The sequence below is a fragment of the Serratia sp. PF-27 genome (assembly GCF_030053255.1).
Classification (GTDB): Bacteria; Pseudomonadota; Gammaproteobacteria; order Enterobacterales; family Enterobacteriaceae; genus Serratia; species Serratia bockelmannii.
The window spans coordinates 613,638-631,942 of sequence record NZ_JASGBT010000021.1; the positions used below are offsets into that span (position 1 = coordinate 613,638).

The 18,305-nt window shown below is 58.1% G+C and carries 13 protein-coding genes; 8 read left to right on the forward strand and 5 right to left on the reverse strand.

The genetic code is table 11. From position 1 onward, the window contains the following. Window positions 1-29: 29 nt before the first annotated feature. The 3 genes from QMZ29_RS17975 to QMZ29_RS17985 are packed head-to-tail and all read right to left on the reverse strand — an operon-like array spanning window position 30 to window position 2,938. On the reverse strand, window positions 30-1,106 hold the full coding sequence (locus QMZ29_RS17975) for an ABC transporter substrate-binding protein (protein ID WP_230201398.1): 1,077 nt from the start codon (window positions 1,104-1,106) through the stop codon (window positions 30-32). 46 nt (window positions 1,107-1,152) lie between these two features. Then, window positions 1,153-1,515, reverse strand: a complete 363-nt coding sequence (locus QMZ29_RS17980) for a hypothetical protein (RefSeq protein ID WP_016927066.1) — start codon at window positions 1,513-1,515, stop codon at window positions 1,153-1,155. A gap of 52 nt (window positions 1,516-1,567) precedes the next feature. Beyond that, entirely contained in the window at window positions 1,568-2,938 is a 1,371-nt protein-coding gene (locus QMZ29_RS17985; RefSeq protein ID WP_049203302.1) for an MFS transporter, read from the reverse strand. A 334-nt stretch (window positions 2,939-3,272) separates the two neighbouring features. On the opposite strand from QMZ29_RS17985, the gene amiA reads away from it, so the two are divergent. Together amiA and QMZ29_RS17995 are read left to right on the forward strand one after the other, a co-directional pair. Continuing rightward, a complete protein-coding gene (gene amiA / locus QMZ29_RS17990; RefSeq protein ID WP_043143191.1) occupies window positions 3,273-4,115 on the forward strand; it encodes an N-acetylmuramoyl-L-alanine amidase AmiA in 843 nt (280 codons plus the stop codon). Window positions 4,116-4,169: 54 nt separating this feature from the next. Next, window positions 4,170-5,222 carry a porin gene (locus QMZ29_RS17995; protein WP_060433552.1) on the forward strand — a complete coding sequence of 351 codons (1,053 nt, stop codon included), beginning with the start codon at window positions 4,170-4,172 and terminating at the stop codon, window positions 5,220-5,222. Between the two features lie 120 nt (window positions 5,223-5,342). On the opposite strand, the gene QMZ29_RS18000 is transcribed toward QMZ29_RS17995, so the two are convergent. Beyond that, window positions 5,343-6,287, reverse strand: coding sequence for an NAD-dependent epimerase/dehydratase family protein (locus QMZ29_RS18000; protein ID WP_060433554.1), 945 nt, complete (start codon window positions 6,285-6,287; stop codon window positions 5,343-5,345). 67 nt (window positions 6,288-6,354) lie between these two features. Beyond that, window positions 6,355-7,185: an alpha/beta fold hydrolase gene (locus QMZ29_RS18005; protein ID WP_025303474.1), complete on the reverse strand. Its 831-nt coding sequence runs from the start codon at window positions 7,183-7,185 to the stop codon at window positions 6,355-6,357. 220 nt (window positions 7,186-7,405) lie between these two features. Here QMZ29_RS18005 and QMZ29_RS18010 point away from each other — a divergent pair, with 220 nt between their 5' ends. The 6 genes from QMZ29_RS18010 to QMZ29_RS18035 all read left to right on the forward strand — a co-directional run bounded on the left by QMZ29_RS18010 (window position 7,406) and on the right by QMZ29_RS18035 (window position 17,488). Further along, complete coding sequence (locus QMZ29_RS18010) at window positions 7,406-8,809, forward strand: coniferyl aldehyde dehydrogenase (RefSeq protein ID WP_261427099.1); 1,404 nt, start codon at window positions 7,406-7,408, stop codon at window positions 8,807-8,809. 259 nt (window positions 8,810-9,068) lie between these two features. Further along, complete coding sequence (katG, locus tag QMZ29_RS18015; RefSeq protein ID WP_261427098.1) at window positions 9,069-11,264, forward strand: catalase/peroxidase HPI; 2,196 nt, start codon at window positions 9,069-9,071, stop codon at window positions 11,262-11,264. Window positions 11,265-11,894: 630 nt separating this feature from the next. Further along, complete coding sequence (locus QMZ29_RS18020; RefSeq protein ID WP_222706560.1) at window positions 11,895-12,692, forward strand: VOC family protein; 798 nt, start codon at window positions 11,895-11,897, stop codon at window positions 12,690-12,692. A gap of 41 nt (window positions 12,693-12,733) precedes the next feature. Next, complete coding sequence (locus QMZ29_RS18025) at window positions 12,734-14,023, forward strand: alginate export family protein (protein WP_060433564.1); 1,290 nt, start codon at window positions 12,734-12,736, stop codon at window positions 14,021-14,023. 502 nt (window positions 14,024-14,525) lie between these two features. Further along, window positions 14,526-15,908 (forward strand): serralysin family metalloprotease, encoded by a 1,383-nt coding sequence (locus QMZ29_RS18030; RefSeq protein WP_261427097.1) that lies wholly within the window; start codon window positions 14,526-14,528, stop codon window positions 15,906-15,908. Window positions 15,909-16,327: 419 nt separating this feature from the next. Continuing rightward, window positions 16,328-17,488, forward strand: a complete 1,161-nt coding sequence (locus QMZ29_RS18035; protein WP_060433568.1) for a tail fiber domain-containing protein — start codon at window positions 16,328-16,330, stop codon at window positions 17,486-17,488. Window positions 17,489-18,305: the final 817 nt, after the last annotated feature.

An 18,305-nucleotide genomic window follows, 5' to 3' on the forward strand; every position in this document is an offset into this window, starting at 1 on the left:
CAACGAACTCACGCTATTCAACCGTGGCACTAGCGTTGCGCCAGCACCTCATCCAGCAACCGGTCCGGGATCGCATAAGAGAACATCGTCTGATAATAGCGACGCGTCTCCTCCCGCAGCGTTTTGTCGCTAATGTCTTCAGGGGCATACCGGTTGATCATAAACAGCGGCAGCAGTGACGTTTCCGCCGACAGGCCCCCCCAGTTGTGAATGCCCACCGGCGTCGAGAAAACCTTGCCGTTTTTCACCGCCCTGAGCGTCTCCCACGCCTGGCCGGGGATCCCCCCGTGCAGCAGCGCTTTGGCGCTGCCGAACACCACGAAAATCACATCCGGGTCCCAGGCCATGATTTGCTCCATCGAAACGTTGATGTACCTGCCGGCATCCCCCTTCACCGGCAAATCCCCGGCGACGTTGTCCATGCCGGCCATTTTCAGATAGGTGTCGCCGTAGGTGTGTGGGCCGCTCACCTTCAGCTGCCTGCCGTCGCTTTCTTCCAGATATAACGCCCTGACGTGCTGCGCGCGGATGGCGGCGGCATAGGGGCGGATCTGCTTCAGGGTCTTTTCCCAGGCGTCTTTGAATTTATGCGTGCGCGGCAGGCCGAGGGTGTCGGCGAAGGTATTTTCCCAATACACCTGGGTGACCATCGGCTGGTATTTGGTCTTCCCGCCGGCGTCCAGATCGACGGTCATCACGCCCGCCCTTTCCAGCCGATCGTCCTGGCTTTTGCCGTAGTAATAAATGATGTCGGGCCGCAGATTCATTAACGACTCCATGTTGACCCGATAGTCTTTATTGATGAAATCGGACGTGATCCTGCCGATATCCGGCTTCATGTCCTTCAACACATGCCTATCGGCATGCATGAACGCCCAGGGCCCCACGCCGACGACGTGCCGATAGGCCGCCTCGTTCGCCAGGATCACGCCGAAGGGGCAGTTGCCGGTGATGACGATCCGCGGGTAGCTGCCGGGCAGCGTTTGCGTCGCCACGCTTTGCAACGGCTCGACCGCCGCCGGCAGGCTGGCGCCGGCGCAAGGCACCGTCGGCAAGGCAAATAGGGCCAGCAGCGCGGTGGCGATAAATTTCACTGTTACGCACATGGTGCCTCCTGCGCGCACGCTCGGCGGCGCGCGTCGATGGGCTGTATTAGGCCGACGCGGCGATGCCTGCTGCCATAATGGTTATCCCGGCCACAAAGACGATTGCCGTGGTGGCTACCGCGCCGCCGCCAACCAACGCGGCGGTTTTTCCCGTGGAAAGGTCTTTTCGTTGCAGGAAAGAAAGCTCTGCCAGGGGAATGATTTTTCCGCTGTCGGCGACGATGTCTTTAGGTTCCACCTTCGCCACCTTCAGCTCGCCGCCGCTGCCGTCCTTCAGGCCATATTTCAACTGGTCGCCGACATAGACCGGCGGCTGCAGCAGGTAATACGGGCTATTGAGCCCCGCCTCTTTTTGTTGCAACGCCACGTCGTGGTAGGTCGTGCAACCGGCAAGGGAAAACGCCGCCATCCCGATAACCAACGGCACTAATGGGATAAATCGCATGGGAAACCTCGTGCTTCTATTTGCTGGTTTTTAACGTAACGGCGGACTTGAAGCGCATATAGCTCACGACCAGAGAAAGGAACGAGAATGCCGCCCCCGCCATTAAACTGATATTCGTCGCTTGCGCGCCGCGCATATTGAAGAAAATCGCCACTAACGCCGAACCGACGATTTGCCCGATCAACCGGGAGCTGCCCAACAGGCCGCTGGCGATGCTGCTGTTTTCGTGCGAGACCGAGGTCATGATCAGCAGGTTGTTCGGTGATTGAAACAGGCCGAAACCGATGCCGCACAGCGCCACACGCCATACGATCGCCCCATTCGACGGATCGCTCGGCAAATTGGCCATCAGCAGCATGCCTGCCAGCAGACAGGCGAGGCCCGAGAGGGCAACAAGATTGGGATCGTATTTCTTGGCCAAATCGCCGGAAATTAGCGAAGACGCCATGGTGGCCAGCGGCCAGGCGGTCAGCAGCAGACCGATGTCCACCACGTTTCTTTGCAGGACATTGTGGAAATAGAAAGGCAGCGATACAAAAGCCAAAAGCTGGGTGCTGTAAGACAGCATCGACATCAGCAAAGACAATGACAGCGTCGGGTTATGCAGCATCGCGATCGGGATCAGCGCGGCGTTGGCCTTTCTTTTCTGATTGATGTACAGCCACCCGGCCAGCCCGGCGAATACCGCAAAGCTGAGCGCCGCCGCCGGCAGATGGTGGGTGGTCATGCTCATCGTGCTGAGCGAGAAAGCGATAAACAGCACAAACACCAACAGAGCCCCCCCGCTGTCGAATCCAACGCTGCGCCGCTCGCGGGGGGCCAGGAAGATCAGGCTCAGCAGCAGCGACAGGCAGGCGATGGGAACATTGATGGTAAACAGCCAGTTCCAGCTCGTCTGAGAAAGTATCGCCGAGGCGATGGACGGCCCGGCGGCGGCGGAAACCGACACCACCATCACATTGATCCCCAGGCCGCGCCCCAGCAGCCTTTCCGGGTATATCTCCTTGATTAGCGCCGCATTGACGCTGAGCACCGCCGCCGCACCGAAGCCCTGTATCACCCTGAATGCCGTCAGCATCGACAGCGTCGTGGACAGCGCGCAGCCCAAGGATGAAAAAGCGAACAGCACCACCCCGGCTATAAAGATCTTTTTATTGCCCACCGCGCGGCCCAGCGCCGCGAAGGGCATCAAAGAGGCGACAACGGCAAACTGGTAGGCATTAATAATCATGATGGAGGCCGATTCGGAAACGCCGAAATCTTTGGCGATCACCGGCAATGCCACGTTGGCGATGGTACTGTCGAGCATGGCGATGACCGTGCTTAACGAGACCGCGAGAACGGCGAATATATTTAGTGTCTCTTTTTCCTGGTGTTTAAAAGTCATGTTAACGCTCCAAAAACGTGAGTAGCTTCATGCCGGCGGCAAAGACCCCGCTTTTTATCCGTTTTAATGTTTACGTTATAACATATCAATTAAAGAGGAGAATAAATCTCATTTGAAATATTAGATTAAATAGTGTGTCAAAATAAGAATTAACAATTGCAAAACAAATTAATATCAATACAAACATTCAATAAACAAAATAAATGCAGTATAAAAAACCAGTGAATTTAAGGAATGACATTAAAAGTAACAGCCGCTAACAGACAACCCCGCCGGCGCGTGAAATTGTTATGTTATAACAAAAACACCCTTTCCTTTTATGCTGGTTAACCTTATGGCTAAGACGGACCTTTTGAACACCCGGTTATCTCGCCGCAGAATGATGTTGGCAGGGTTGGCGGCCCTGGCGCTGAACGGCGCCGTTTCCCCGCTGGCTCACGCCCACGGCCTGCCACGTCCCAAAAAGCAGAACGGCCCTCAGGGGGCGCGAAAAAGATTCCTGGTCATGTTGGATCCCGGTCATGGCGGCATCGACTCCGGCGCCATTGGCCACACCGGTTCGCTGGAAAAACATGTCGTTCTGGCGATCGCCAGAAATGTGCGTGCACAGCTTGATCGACACGGCATCGATGCCCGCCTGACGCGCGACAGCGACGTTTTTATTCCGCTGTACGATCGGGTGGAGATCGCGCACCGGCATGGCGCCGATCTTTTCATGTCCATCCACGCCGACGGCTTTACCTGCCCCAGTGCCTGCGGCGCGTCGGTTTTTGCGCTTTCCAATAAAGGCGCCAGCAGCGCGATGGCGAAATACTTATCGAACAGTGAAAACGCGGCGGACGATCTCGCCGGCCCCAACGTCATCAAGAAAGACCGCTATTTGCAGAAGATACTGTTTGATTTGGAGCAGACGGAAACGATCAAAGAGAGCCTGGCGCTGGGCTCGCACCTAATTCAGCATATTGCGCCCATCCATCACTTGCATGCCAAAAATACCGAACAGGCGGCCTTCGTGGTCTTAAAGTCCCCGTATATTCCTTCCGTCTTGGTGGAAACCTCTTTCATCACCAACCCTGAGGAAGAAAGGCTGCTCGGCACCCCCGCCTTCCGAAATAAAATTGCCACGGCGATCGCTCAGGGGATCGTCAGTTACTTTAAACGCGAAACGCACGCTTAAGCTTCGCCGGGGCGGCAAGCACACGGGCTTGCCGCGCACAGGGACGGTGCCATCATGATAAAACGCAATCCTCGTTATTTTTCGGCGGGCATGCTGTTCCCCCTGCTGGCCCTGTTGCCGCGCGGCGCCTTCGCCGTGTCGTTGACGGGACCGCAGCAAAACAGCCTGAATTTCTACGGCACGATTATCGCCAGACGCTACAGCGGCCAAAACGAACGCGACGACGGCGACCGCAGCTACCTCTATTTCGGCCTGATAGACAAAAAAAAGATCGCGCCGCGCTGGCAGGCCTACGCCCACTGGGAATATACCGTCAGCTTCGCCGACGCGACTCGCAACAGCACCCGGCTCGCCTATATCGGCGTGCAAAACGCCACCCTGGGCAGCCTCGATATCGGCCGCAACTGGGGCGTGCTTTATGATGTGACCGCCCTGACCGATCGCTCCCCGCTGTTTAGGGAAATGGCGTACAACTACATCGATAACTTTATGCGCGGCCGGGCGCATAACCTGCTCACCTACCGCCAAACTTTCAGCCTGTTTCAGCGGCGCGCCGCCCTCGCGTTGCAATATCAGTTCAAAGACGGCGACGATCGGCAAACGCCGGGCAAACAAAACGGCAACGGCTTCGGCGCCTCGTTCCGTTATGCGCTGACGCCGACGCTCAGCCTCATCGCCGCCGCCTCGGCGTCTCAAACCACGCAGCGGCAGCAACACGCCGCCGGCTATCGCCGACGCATCGATACGCTGGCCGAAGGGGTTCTCTATGCGTCGAAAAAAATCTATCTTGCGGCCGTGTTCACCCAAAGCGACAACGCCATCAGCCCACAACAAACCGCTAACCGCGGCTCGGCGTCAAGTTATGAAGCGCTCGTCAAATACCGGCTGACGGACCATATTCAGCCCAACATCGGCTATACCCGTTTAATACAGGCCCGGGCAGGCCGCAACACCGACTTATTGAACTACGAGGAGCTGGGGGTGACCTGGTTGCTCAACAGCAACATGCAGGTGTTTATTAACTATGAATTCAATAACCTTTCGCAGCACGCGGCCGGCGTCGATGCGTCGGACAAGCTCGATATGGGCATCAGCTATCACTGGTGATCCGCTTTCGCGCAGCCAATAAAAAGCCCCGCCCGGTGAGGGGCGAGGCTCGCTTAATGGCTCGAGTGGGCCGGCAGCCCAGCGTAGCGCGCTATGGCTAGCCCTGGCGCGGCGGGCATCTTAACGCGGCGCTTGCGCGTTCTTCCACTCCCGCCAAATCGTTTCCAGCCCGGCGCGATACGTCGTGACGGCGAAGTCGGGAAAGCGCTGCTTGAACTTGGTCGAGTCGAACAGGTTGTCGTGCTCGTAGCGCGGCAGCAGCTCGCGCATCTCACGCGCCCCGGATGAAACCAGCCCTGCGGCGATCAACGCCCATTTGCCGATGACGGAATATGAAATGTCCTTCCCAAACACCTCGCAGGCCAAGGCGGCGAACTGCGCATAGGTGAGCCGTTCGTCGCAGCACGGCAAATGCCACGTCTGGCCGAACGCGTCGGGCGTATTGCCGAGCCGGGCTAACCCGCGGCTGGCGTCGGGCGTCCAGATCAGCGTGCGCAGCCTGTCGTCGCGAACCGGCACGCGCGGTTTTTCCCCCGCTTTCAGCCTGTCGACGATCAACGCGTTGGTGAAGCTCTGTGTTTTCCCCGGCCCATAAAACTCAGGAGCACGGCCGATCAGCACGGGGATCTGCTTGCGCTCCATCTCGTCGAGCACCTTCTCGGTCATCAGGGCGCGCACCCGTCCCTTGCGCCCCCGAGGCGCGAACGGCGTCGATTCCGTCTGCGGCTCGCCGTTCTGCGGATACATGTAAGTATTGTCGAAATAAACAAAGGGCACGCCCGCGGTACGGCTGGCGTCCAACGCATTCTGCAGCATGGTCGGAAATTGCCGCTCCCACAGCGCCGAATCCGGCGGCAGGCCGGCGGCGAAATACACCACGTCGCTGCCCTTCACCGCCGCCAGGGTCTGCTGTGCATCGAGCAGGTCGGCCGCGACCAGCGTATCGCTGTCGTTGACCTTCTTCGGGTTGCGGCTGACCAATCTTAAATCATCGGTGTACGCGCGCTTCAGTTCACGCGCCAGCTCTTGGGCGATCTGGCCACTGGCGCCCAGGATCGTTTGCATTTCCGTTCCTCATCGTAATGAAAAAAGCTCCGCCCACTCAGGGCGGAGCAAAAGTGCTTGTTCGCGCTTAACTGTTCACGAACGCCAGCAGATCGGCGTTGACCTGATCGGCATGGGTGGTCGGGATGCCGTGCGGCGCGCCCTTATAGGTATGGAGCGTGCCGTTTTGCACCAGCTTGGCCGAGAGCACGCCGGAATCCTGATAAGGCACCACCTGGTCGTCATCGCCGTGGATCACCAGCACCGGAATGGCAATCTTCTTGAGATCTTCGGTGAAATCGGTCTGCGAGAAGGCGACGATGCCGTCATAGTGCGCCTTGGCGCCCCCCATCATGCCCTGCCGCCACCAGTTCCAGATAATCGCCTCCGACGGTTTGGCACCCGGGCGGTTATAGCCATAGAACGGGCCTGCGGGCACGTCGTAATAGAACTGCGCCCGGTTGGCGGCCAGCTGCGCCTGGAAATCATCGAATACCGATTTTGGGGTGCCCTGCGGATTGGCGTCGGTTTTCACCATCAGCGGCGGCACCGCGCTGATCAGCACCGCTTTGGACACCTTGTCCTCGCCGTGGCGCACGATGTAGCGCACCACTTCGCCGCCGCCCGTCGAGTGGCCTACGTGCATGGCGCCCTGCACGCCCAGGTGTTTTACCACCGCGGCGACGTCATCGGCGTAATGATCCATGTCGTGCCCTTCCCACACCTGGCTGGAGCGGCCGTGGCCGCGGCGATCGTGCGCAACCACGCGGAACCCTTTGTTCACGAAGAACAGCATCTGGGCATCCCAGTCATCGCTGGACAGCGGCCAACCGTGGTGGAAGTAGATAACCTTGCCGTTTTTTGGGCCCCAATCCTTGTAGAAAATCTCGACGCCATCGCTGGTCGTTACATAACCCATGTCGTTTCTCCCGTTTACACTATGGTTAAAAAAGAAGGTTTATACTGCGCACGGCGCCGGGATCTCTGGCTCCCTCATCCCGGTTGGCCGACGATCTTGCGTTGATCGTTTAACGAGTATAGGTTTAAAGTTCACTTTAAGGTCAAACACAATTCGGCAAACCGCATTCCCGCTTTCACTCGGCATCAGGAGAATTCAAGTGCAGGGAGATGACATCCTCATGACGATGGAGCCGCGGCTTGCCGCCCAGCGCCACGCCTTCCTGCGCGACGGCGCGCCGACGATGCAACAGCGCAAAACCGCCCTGCGCCGCCTGCGGAGCGCCATTCTGGCCCAGCGCGGCGCGCTGGCGGCGGCCGTCAGCGCGGACTTCGGCCACCGCTCGCCTTACGAAACCGACATCCTGGAGATTCTGGTCACCGTTCAGGCGATCGATTACCTGCTGCGCAACCTGAGACGCTTCATGAAGCCGGAGCGCCGCCACGTCGCCCTGCCGTATCAGGCCGCACGCGCCTATGTGCAATATCAGCCCAAGGGGGTTATTGGCATCATGGCGCCGTGGAACTATCCCTTCTCGTTGACCTTCATCCCGCTGGCCACCGCCCTGGCCGCCGGCAACCGCGTGATGCTGAAACCTTCGGAGCTCACGCCACATACCAGCCGCCTCATCGAAACGATGCTGGCGGCGCTGTTTCCCGCCGATGAGGTCGCCGTCGTGACCGGCGGGCCGGACGTCGGGGCCAAATTCAGCGAGCTGGCGTTCGACCATCTGGTGTTCACCGGCAGCACGGCGATCGGCCGTCAGGTCATGCAGGCGGCCGGCAAACATCTGGTGCCGTTAACGCTTGAACTGGGCGGCAAAAGCCCCGCCGTCATGGCGCGCGGCGCGGTTAACGCCAGAAACGTCAAGAGCGTGGCGTTCGGCAAGCTGTCAAACGCGGGCCAAACCTGTATCGCGCCCGATTACCTGCTGGTTCATCAGGACGATCTGGCAAGCTTCATGGCGCTCTATGACGCGGCGGTTAAAAGCTTTTATCCCGACGGGCCAACCGGCGACGACTACGGCGCCATCATCAACGACAGGCACTACCACCGCTTGCACGATCTGCTCGCCGATGCCCAGGCGCGGGGCGCGCAAATCCATCCGGTCGGCCACCGCCCGGACTCGGCGTCTGAACGGCCGAAAACCCTCGCCCCCACGCTGATCGTCGGCGCCCCCGACGACAGCCGGATCATGCAAGAGGAGATCTTCGGGCCGCTGCTGCCGCTGCGCACCTACGCCGCCTTTGATGAAACGATCGACGTTATCAACGCCGGGCCGCGCCCGCTTGCGCTCTACTACTTCGGTCCGCCGGGCGAGGATCGGGACCGGCTGCTGGCGCGCACCACCTCCGGCAACGTCAGCGTTAACGCCACCCTACTGCATTTCGCCCAGGACGATCTGCCGTTCGGCGGCATCGGCCCCAGCGGCATGGGGGCCTGTCACGGCATCGAAGGATTTCGGGCGCTGAGCCACGCCAAAGGCGTCTTTATCCAGAGCCGCTGGCGTTTTACCGACCTCCTGCGCGCGCCGTTCGGCAAGCTGGCGGACGCGGTGCTCAAGGTTATGCTGCGGCGCCGATAACACGGCGTGTTGACTATCAATAGCACACCCATAAATCGCCGCAAGCTATCACAATATTCACTCATTCCTATTTTATCTCTCCGCCACCGCTGACTAAGCTTAGCCATGAGTCGCCTTTTGCCCGTTAGCGGCCGGGGCGATGCGAATCCATTGAGTTCAGTTATTTAGCGCAACACCCGACGCAAGCCTTACCCGCATGCCTTGTTAACCGCTCCACGCCCGGCAGCTGGAGCACCTTTATGGAAGCAGAGAGCGCATTATGACAACTGAAAGCAAATGCCCGTTTTCGGGCGGCAAGCAGCCCGCACCGCAGAACGGCCCCACCAATCAGGATTGGTGGCCTAATCAGCTCAGCCTGAAACCACTGCACCAACATTCCCCCCTGTCCGATCCGATGGATAAAGACTTCAACTACGCCGATGCCTTCAACAGTCTCGATCTGGCGGCGGTCAAACAGGATCTGCACGCCCTGATGACCGACTCGCAGGAATGGTGGCCGGCAGACTTCGGCCACTACGGCGGCCTGTTCATCCGCATGGCCTGGCACAGCGCCGGCACCTACCGCATCGGCGACGGCCGCGGCGGCGCGGGCGAAGGCCAGCAGCGCTTCGCCCCGCTCAACAGCTGGCCGGACAACGTCAGCCTCGACAAGGCGCGTCGCCTGCTGTGGCCAATCAAACAGAAATACGGCCGCAACCTCTCCTGGGCCGACCTGATTATCTTGACCGGCAACGTGGCGCTGGAATCGATGGGCTTCAAAACCTTCGGCTATGCCGGCGGCCGCGCCGACACCTGGGAGCCGGACGACGTCTACTGGGGTTCTGAGAAGATCTGGCTGGAGCTGAGCGGCGGGCCAAACAGCCGTTACTCGGGCGACCGCGATCTGGAGGACCCGCTGGCGGCAGTGCAGATGGGCCTGATCTACGTCAACCCGGAAGGCCCGGACGGCAATCCCGATCCGGTGGCCGCCGCACGCGACATCCGTGAAACCTTCGCCCGCATGGCGATGAACGACGAAGAAACCGTGGCGCTGATCGCCGGCGGCCACACCTTCGGCAAGACCCACGGCGCCGGCCCGGCGTCTAACGTCGGCGCCGATCCGGAGGCCGCCGGGCTGGAGTCGCAGGGCCTCGGCTGGCACAGCACCTTCGGCACCGGCGTTGGCAAAGACGCCATCACCAGCGGCCTGGAAGTCACCTGGACCACCACCCCGACCCAGTGGAACCACGACTTCTTCCGCCACCTGTTCGAATACGAATGGGAGCTGAGCCAAAGCCCGGCCGGGGCGCATCAGTGGGTAGCGAAAGACATCGGTGAAACCATTCCCGACGCCTTCGATCCCAACAAGAAACGCCGCCCGACCATGCTGACCACCGACCTGTCGCTGCGCTTCGATCCGGCCTACGAGAAGATTTCGCGCCGTTTCTATGAGCATCCGGAAGAGTTGGCCGACGCCTTCGCCCGCGCCTGGTTCAAGCTGACCCACCGCGATATGGGGCCGCGCGCGCGCTACCTCGGCCCGGAAGTGCCGCAGGAAGAGCTGATTTGGCAGGATCCGATCCCAGCGGTCGATCATCCGCTGATCGACGAGCAGGACATCGCCGCGCTGAAAAACGCCGTGCTGGCTTCCGGCCTGCCGGTGTCCACACTGGTCTCCACCGCCTGGGCTTCGGCTTCCAGCTTCCGCGGTTCCGACAAACGCGGCGGCGCCAACGGCGCGCGCATTCGCCTGGCGCCGCAAAAGGACTGGGCGGTCAACCAACCTGCGCAGCTCGCCGCGACGCTGGCCAAGCTGGAGAGCATCCAACGCGCCTTCAACGATGCCCAGACCGGCGGCAAGCGCGTCTCGCTGGCGGATCTGATCGTGCTGGCCGGCGCGGCGGGCGTGGAACAGGCGGCGAAGAACGCCGGTTTCGCCCTGACGGTGCCGTTCGCGCCGGGCCGCATGGACGCTTCGCAGGAACAGACCGACGTGGACACCTTCGAGGCGATGGAGCCGCTCGCCGACGGATTCCGCAACTTCCTGAAGGGCAAATACCGCGTGCCGGCCGAAACGCTGCTGGTCGACAAAGCGCAGCTGTTGACCCTGACCGCGCCGGAAATGACGGTGCTGGTCGGCGGGCTGCGCGTGCTCGGCGCCAACGTCGGCGGCACGCAGCACGGCGTGTTCACCCAGCGGCCGCAGGCGCTGACCAACGACTTCTTCGTCAACCTGCTCGACATGGGCACCACCTGGCACCCGATCGGTGAAGACGGCCTGTTCGAAGGCCGCGATCGCCGCAGCGGCGCGGTCAAGTGGACCGGCACCCGCGTCGATCTGGTGTTCGGTTCGCACGCGCAGCTGCGCGCGCTGGCCGAAGTCTACGGCAGCGCCGACGCGCAGGAGAAGTTCGCCCACGACTTCGTCGCCGCCTGGAACAAAGTGATGAACCTCGATCGTTTCGATCTGGCGTAACGTCCCCCCAACGGCCTACTTCGGCGGGCCGTTTTTTCTCCCGAGATCAACACCGCTTCCGCTCCACGTCAGCCCTGTCAGGCGCCGCGATATTCTCTTTCCCCGCTTATTCGTATTTACTCAACAAGTCATATAAAAATTTGATGGGCGGCAATTCTTTTAATGCTGTATTTATATTTAGACGGCAATGAAGACCGTAAACTCAGCTGGCTCATGCGATATATCCCATCTAGGAGAACACCGTTATGGATTATCCTCGATTCACCTCAACACGCGGCGAAGCGGGCCTCATGACCATCGCCATGCCTTAGCGATAGCGGGCTGAGCCGGCAAAGGCGCCCCACCGTTCTACGCCCATAAAAAGAGATATTTTGCACCTGCGCGATCTTCGCTTAGGCGCCAGAACATCGCCCTTATTTAATGTTTCACGACGCACATTGCGTTTTTCGTTTTTATTTTTCAGCCGACGGGAAAGCTCATAGGAAATTACGCTTCACTCAGGAAAATAACCGCTACCTGGAGGTCATCATGCAACATATTATCGGCATTTCTTCTCGTCGGCTGAGGATATCGGCCCTTGCGCTACTGCTCCCTGCCGTATCATGGGCGGCCGATACGGCGCCTCTTGCCGTGGGGCCGCAATATGACACCACCCATGTCTACGTCGAACGCGGCAAGATGGACGCCTTTGTCGACAGCATCCTGAAAACCTTCGGCGGCACCAGTACCGAACGCGTGCTGGTCAACGTCACGCCCACGCCGAGTGAAACCTATTCCCAGCTGATACTGACGCCGGCCGGCAGCTTCTCGGTGTTCGATTTCAAAACGCCGATCCCGTACCCGTTCGGCGCCGAGCGCAACGGTTTTCTGGTCAGGGATATGGACGCCGCCATCCGGCAGGCCAGGGCCGCCGGCGCCGATGTGCAGGTTGCGCCTTTCGACGATCCGATCGGCCGCGACGCGGTGATCCAATGGCCCGGCGGCGTCAACATGCAGCTCTATTGGCACACCAAGGCGCCTGACTACAAGCCGCTGCTGAGCGTGCCGGAAAACCGCCTGTATCTCTCCGCCTACCGCGTCGACGATTTCCTGAAAAGCTACCAGGCGTTCTCACACGGCAAGGTCGTGAGCGACGAACAGGTCAGCGATACGGCGATCGGCCGCAGCGACAACGGCAAGGTCCGCCAGATCGAGCTGGACTCCCACTTCGGCAAAACGCGCATTTTCGTCACCGACGGGCATCTGCCTTATCCGTTCGGCCATGAGCGCACCGGCTATGGCGTCGACGATCTGTCGGCCACGCTGGCCAAAGCGACGGCCAGCGGCGCGCAGGTGCTGTGGCATTCGACGGCGGCGGAACGCCGCGCCTCGGCGCTGGTGAGTTTCCCCGGCGGCTACATCGCCGAAATTCACCAGACGGCTAAATAAACCCAAGGCGCGCTGCGGCGCGCTCTTTTCTTCGGATATCCATGATGAAACGCACGCTACCCGCACTGTTGCTGTTCTCCACGCTACCCGCGCTGGCGGCGGAGCCCGCCGCTTCCCCCTGGAAAAACATCCCGTTGGGCGATGCGGCCACGTTGTCTTTCGACGGTTCACTGCGCGAGCGCTATGAATGGACGGATCAGCGGGATCTGAACGGCGGACGCGACGACACTTTCATGCAGCGCTTGCTGGTTGGCGCGCGCCTCGACTACGGCGACTATGTCGGCGCCTATGTGCAGGTGGGATCGTCGCTGGCCACCCCGCGCGACCGCGGGCGCAAGCCGACTGACGAAGATCATGCCTACCTCGGCCAGGGCTATGTGGACTTAAAACTGCCCACCGCCTACGGCCTCGGCACCCTGCGGATCGGCCGCCAGGAGATTGCGCTGGGCTCGCTGCACCTGCTGGGCACCCGCGACGGCCCCAACGTGCGCCGTTCCTTCGATGCTATCCGCGCCAGCTGGGCCAAGGATAAAAACCGCCTCGACGCCTTTATCGGCCATCCCGTCACCCTCAAAACCGGCAGTTTCGACGACGATACTGACAACAGCCAAAAGGTCTGGGGGCTGTACGGCACCACGCCGCTGGCAGCGCTGGCCTCCTCGCTCGATCTCTACACCTTCGGCTTTGAGGATCACGACGTCCACTACGCGCAGCTCAGCGGGCAAGAGCGGCGCTATACCGTCGGCGCACGCATTTTCGGCGCGGCACAGGGGTTCGACTGGGATAATGAAGCCGCCTGGCAGTTCGGCAGCGTAGAACAGCGTGACATCCGCGCCTGGTCGGCGTCGGCGCACGCCGGCTATACGGTCAACGACTGGCGCTGGCAACCGCGCTTCGGCGGCAAGATTGGCATCGCCAGCGGCGATAAAAACGGTCACGATGGGCAGCTCAACACCTTTAACGCCATGTACCCCAAGCTGCCCTACCTGACCGAGAACGGGCTGGTGGCGCCGGCTAACCTGATCGCCATCCATCCTTCGGTCACGATTATGCCGTGGCAAACCCTGGCCATCGACTTCAGCTGGGACGCGTTGTGGCGGCAACGCCGCGAGGATGCCTTCTACCTCGGGCCAATGCGCCCGGTGAAGGGCAGCGCGCAGGGCTCGCGCTTTATCGGCAACCAGTATCAGGTTGAAACGACCTGGACACCGCGCAGCGATCTTCAGTTCAAGGTGGCCTACGTCTACTTCGACGTCAGCAACAGCCTGCAGCAACATGCCGGGCTGAAAAACATGAACTTCGTGCTGGCGCAGGGCACCTACAGTTTTTAAGTATCAGGTAAGTTAATCGGTGTACGCGGACGCCCTTAATAATCCCGTACTCAATTAATGCCGAGCGCCGGCGAGTAGCCGCCCATATGCATTGCGGCAATGGAGGGTACTCGCCGCCATTCATAGATAAAAATTAAATAAAAGCAAAAAGATAAATCAATCACGTAAATTTCGCGAGCCAATTACAGTGTAATATTAAATAAAAATTTAATTCCACCTGGTTATTTGAGCACGCCTTTTACGCATATCTTATGTAAAAGATTCATATAAGAATAACTCATTAATAAAATAATTGTGTTTATACTGCTTTAACTCAATCACAGTACACAATTAATTCCTCACCGTGATTAATGATAAGGATATATTCCGCTTGAACGCAATATTCAAGCCGGACCAAGGAGGCAAGCCAATGATATCACATTAATTACCCCTGATTTTCAAACCTGTGTACGAGCATATAGAGCGTTAGGTGCAATATTGTCAACGTCCAAAGGAGTTTGATATGTCATTAGCGACCGATAAGATTTCCGATTATTTAACCCGTTATGAAAGAGGCGATCACGCGGGGAGCAGTAAACCGTCATATACCACGCAAGAGGTTTCAGATCTGCTGCTGAGGAGCCATTATTCCGCCAATGGCAAAGGCGTGACCGACCATGCGGCTACCTTGACCTACTCTTTCCCCGTCTATACCGGCAGCGACAAGACGGGCGCCGCGCAGCTTACCGCCGCCCAGCAAGCCCAAACCAAGCTTTCATTGCAATCCTGGTCGGATGTGGCCAACATCACGTTCACCGAGGTTAAAGGCAACGACGCGAAAAATGCAGATATAAAGTTTGGTTTTTATAAGGCGGCCAGCGGGGGTAATTACACCTCGTATGAAAGTACGCAGAGCAATCTCAAAAGCACCATTTGGATCAGCGGCAATAACGGCTTCGACGCCTCCAATCCGCAAACCAATAACTACGCCAGGGATACGCTGACTCATGAAATAGGGCATGCGTTGGGGCTTTCTCATCCCGGCAATTATGATGCGTCAAATGCCACCTACCCCACCTACGCCAACTCGGCGAAGTATTATGAAGACGACCATCAATATTCTTTGATGAGCTATTTTAACGAACAATACACCAGCGCTGACTATAAAGGCGTTTGGCCATCAGGGCCGCAGCTGGATGATATTACCGCCATACAGAAGCTTTACGGCGCGAATACCACCACGCGCACCGGCGATACCACCTATGGTTTCAACTCGAATACGGACAGAGACTTTCTGAGCGTTAAGGCGTCCACGGACAAAATCGTGGCGGCTATCTGGGATGCCGGCGGCAATGACACGCTGGATTTTTCAGGCTACAGCCAGGATCAGCGCATCAACATTAACGAAGGCGCATTCTCTGATGTGGGCGGCTTGAAGGCAAATATCGCCATCGCCTACGGCGCGCAGATTGAAAATATCATCGGCGGCAGCGGCGCAGACATTTTAGTGGGCAACGCGTTGAACAATACGCTAAAAGGCGGTGCAGGCAACGACATCATTTACGGTGCCGGCGGCGCCGATCAGCTCTGGGGCAATGCAGGCGCGGACACCTTCGTCTTCCGCGAAGCCGGCGACAGCCAAGCCGCCGCGCCGGATTGGATCCGCGATTTCCAGACGGCGGTGGATAAAATCGATCTGTCGTGGCTCAACCAGACGGCTAAGGCCGACGGGAGCGAGCTGCACTTCGTGGATAGTTTAAGCGGCTCGTTGTATGAAGCGGCGCTGAATTATGACGCGCAGCAGAATGTCACCGATCTGGCCATCAATCTCTCCGGCAATCAATTACCTGATTTCCTTGTCAAAATCGTTGGGCATGTCGACGCTTCCGCCGATATTCTCGTCTAGCCAAGGCAAACCCGCAGTCCGGCCTTTACGCCGGACTGTTTATTTCTTTTCAGGCCTGCCGCTGGCGTTTTTTGCGCGGTTCCCATATCGCCAAAGCAGTAAATGGGTGTGGGGAGCAACGGAACAACAAACGCACTTAAGCAGTCAATTTAAATGACTATTAATCTATAAATTAAAAAGTTATCACGTCATCGCCAGAAATCATCCGTTCTTCTTTCTTGTCTCATCCATCACACAGCAAATGATATTCATTATCATTTGATATCTATTCCTGATGCTCATAACCTACTGTTCATGCATACAGTTTTCGTGATTTTTAACCATCCTCGCCTTAAATGTGCAGCGTCGTTAACTGTCTGTAAAGCGTTACCATGTGCCATTTCTATGGCAGGAACTTATTAATAAACCGAGGAATTATCATGGCTGAACAAAAGAAAAATGCCCAGGTACAGAGTGGCGTCAACGACGACATCACCGAACTAAAGTCGCTGACTACACTGCGCAAACGGGTCGTCAGCGACGGTGAAATCGTCTCAAAATCTGCCAACGGCTTTCGACTGGCCAACGGCAACACCGGCGTGATGTTGCGTAACGATGGCAAAGATTTTTATGCCCTGACCACACCAAACGGGCAGGCCCAGGACGGGCAGTGGAACACGCTGCGCCCCTTCTCGTTCAATCTGGTTTCCGGTCGGGTGGCTCTGCGCAACGGCGTAGATATCTCCGGCGGGGCGATGGTGTCGCATAATGCCGGCATCTCCACCGCGACCACCGGTCCAGCCCCACTTATTAATGGGCAGGTCTATGATGCGGCTGCCGTACATACCGACTTCACCAGCGGTAACGTCACTACGGCCATGTTGATGGGGTCACGCGTGGTCGCCGGCAAAGAGGATTATGGCCTGCTCTCTTACCGCGATTGGCAGGGAAACTGGAATGAACTCCGGGTCAAACCCAATGCCGAGCTGTCTGTTGGGCAACTGACCAAACGCAACGCTCACGGCTGGTTCACTGCAAGCCCGCCTGAGAATGTCGATAAATCGCAGGAGTCCATTACCAACGGGCTTTATTTACCTAATCCAGGTAACAAACACGTAAAAATTTATCATCACGACCATGTGAAGTACAACGAGCTGGTCATTAACGTGAGTGACGGCAATAAAAATAGCTGGTTCGTTTTCAAAGAAGACGGCTATGCCGTCACCGGCGGCGGGTGGAACATCAGCTCTGACGTCCGTATGAAAACGGAGATAACCTCAATCGACGGCGCCCTGGACAAGCTGGCCAACATCGGCGGCTACACCTACCTCAAACAGGGCGTGCCGGAAGCCGGCGTGATTGCACAGGAAGTGGAAGAGGTTCTCCCCCAATCCGTTGCCCAGACCGAGCTGAAACTCAATGACGGCAGCGTACTGAAAGATGCCCGCAGCATCAATATCAACGGCGTAGTGGCGTTGCTGGTTGAGGCGCTTAAGGAAGAACGAGCGCTCCGAGAGGCCGAATGTAATGCAGAGCGCAAAGCCCGTATCGAGCTGGAAACACGACTGGTAACGCTGGAAAAGGCACTCGCGCAGAAGTAAATCAGCAACAGTCGTCTGGCTGGTTCGCTGTGTAACCCCATGAAACAAGGATGAAAAAATGCCGCAAGATATTGCTGAAGAAGAAATGGTGGTGCTTTCTGACCCACCTCCGCAACTCAATGCCGGGTCAGGGGCCGTTGGCAACGGTCAGTTGCCGGGGGTATACAGTGGTTTTAGCCCCCAGGAAACCGGTCGATTGAATGGATTGGGCTATGATACCAATCCGACCGGTCCTGTCGGGGGCACAAACATTAATATTTATTCGGCCCCCGATATCTCCCGCATGGGTGTTCAAAACCGACTGGAACCACGTCCTGACCCGTCCGGTCAAACGCTGGGTATCGGATTCAGTACGGTGTTGGATGAGTATCTGAACAAGTCCGATAATGACCATTGCCCCGTTTGTGGGCGAGAAAACTGCAAATACTGGAAAAATGACCGTGTGTTGTTGAATTCCATGAGGAAAAACGAAAACAACCTGCGCGGCAACCTGTTCGGCGCAAAACTGCCACTGCAGGTGACCGTCAGAAACACGACGACGCGGTTTAATCATAGTCTGCCCAACGTCCTATATCCGTTAATCAATATCCCGGGTATGGTGACCGCACCGCCGTCTGCGTTTTCAAAAGAAAACTTTAAAAATCTGATGTATCTGCGCAAAAAAATGGCGCATTTCATGAAACTCACGGAGGAAGAGCGGCGCGCATTACAAATCGCCTTATACCGACACTCTGCACCCGATACGTATAATCCAGCGTTTGCCCAGCTCGACCGCGGCGATTTCAGGAATGGGGTGAAAACGCTTTACGGGTTAATG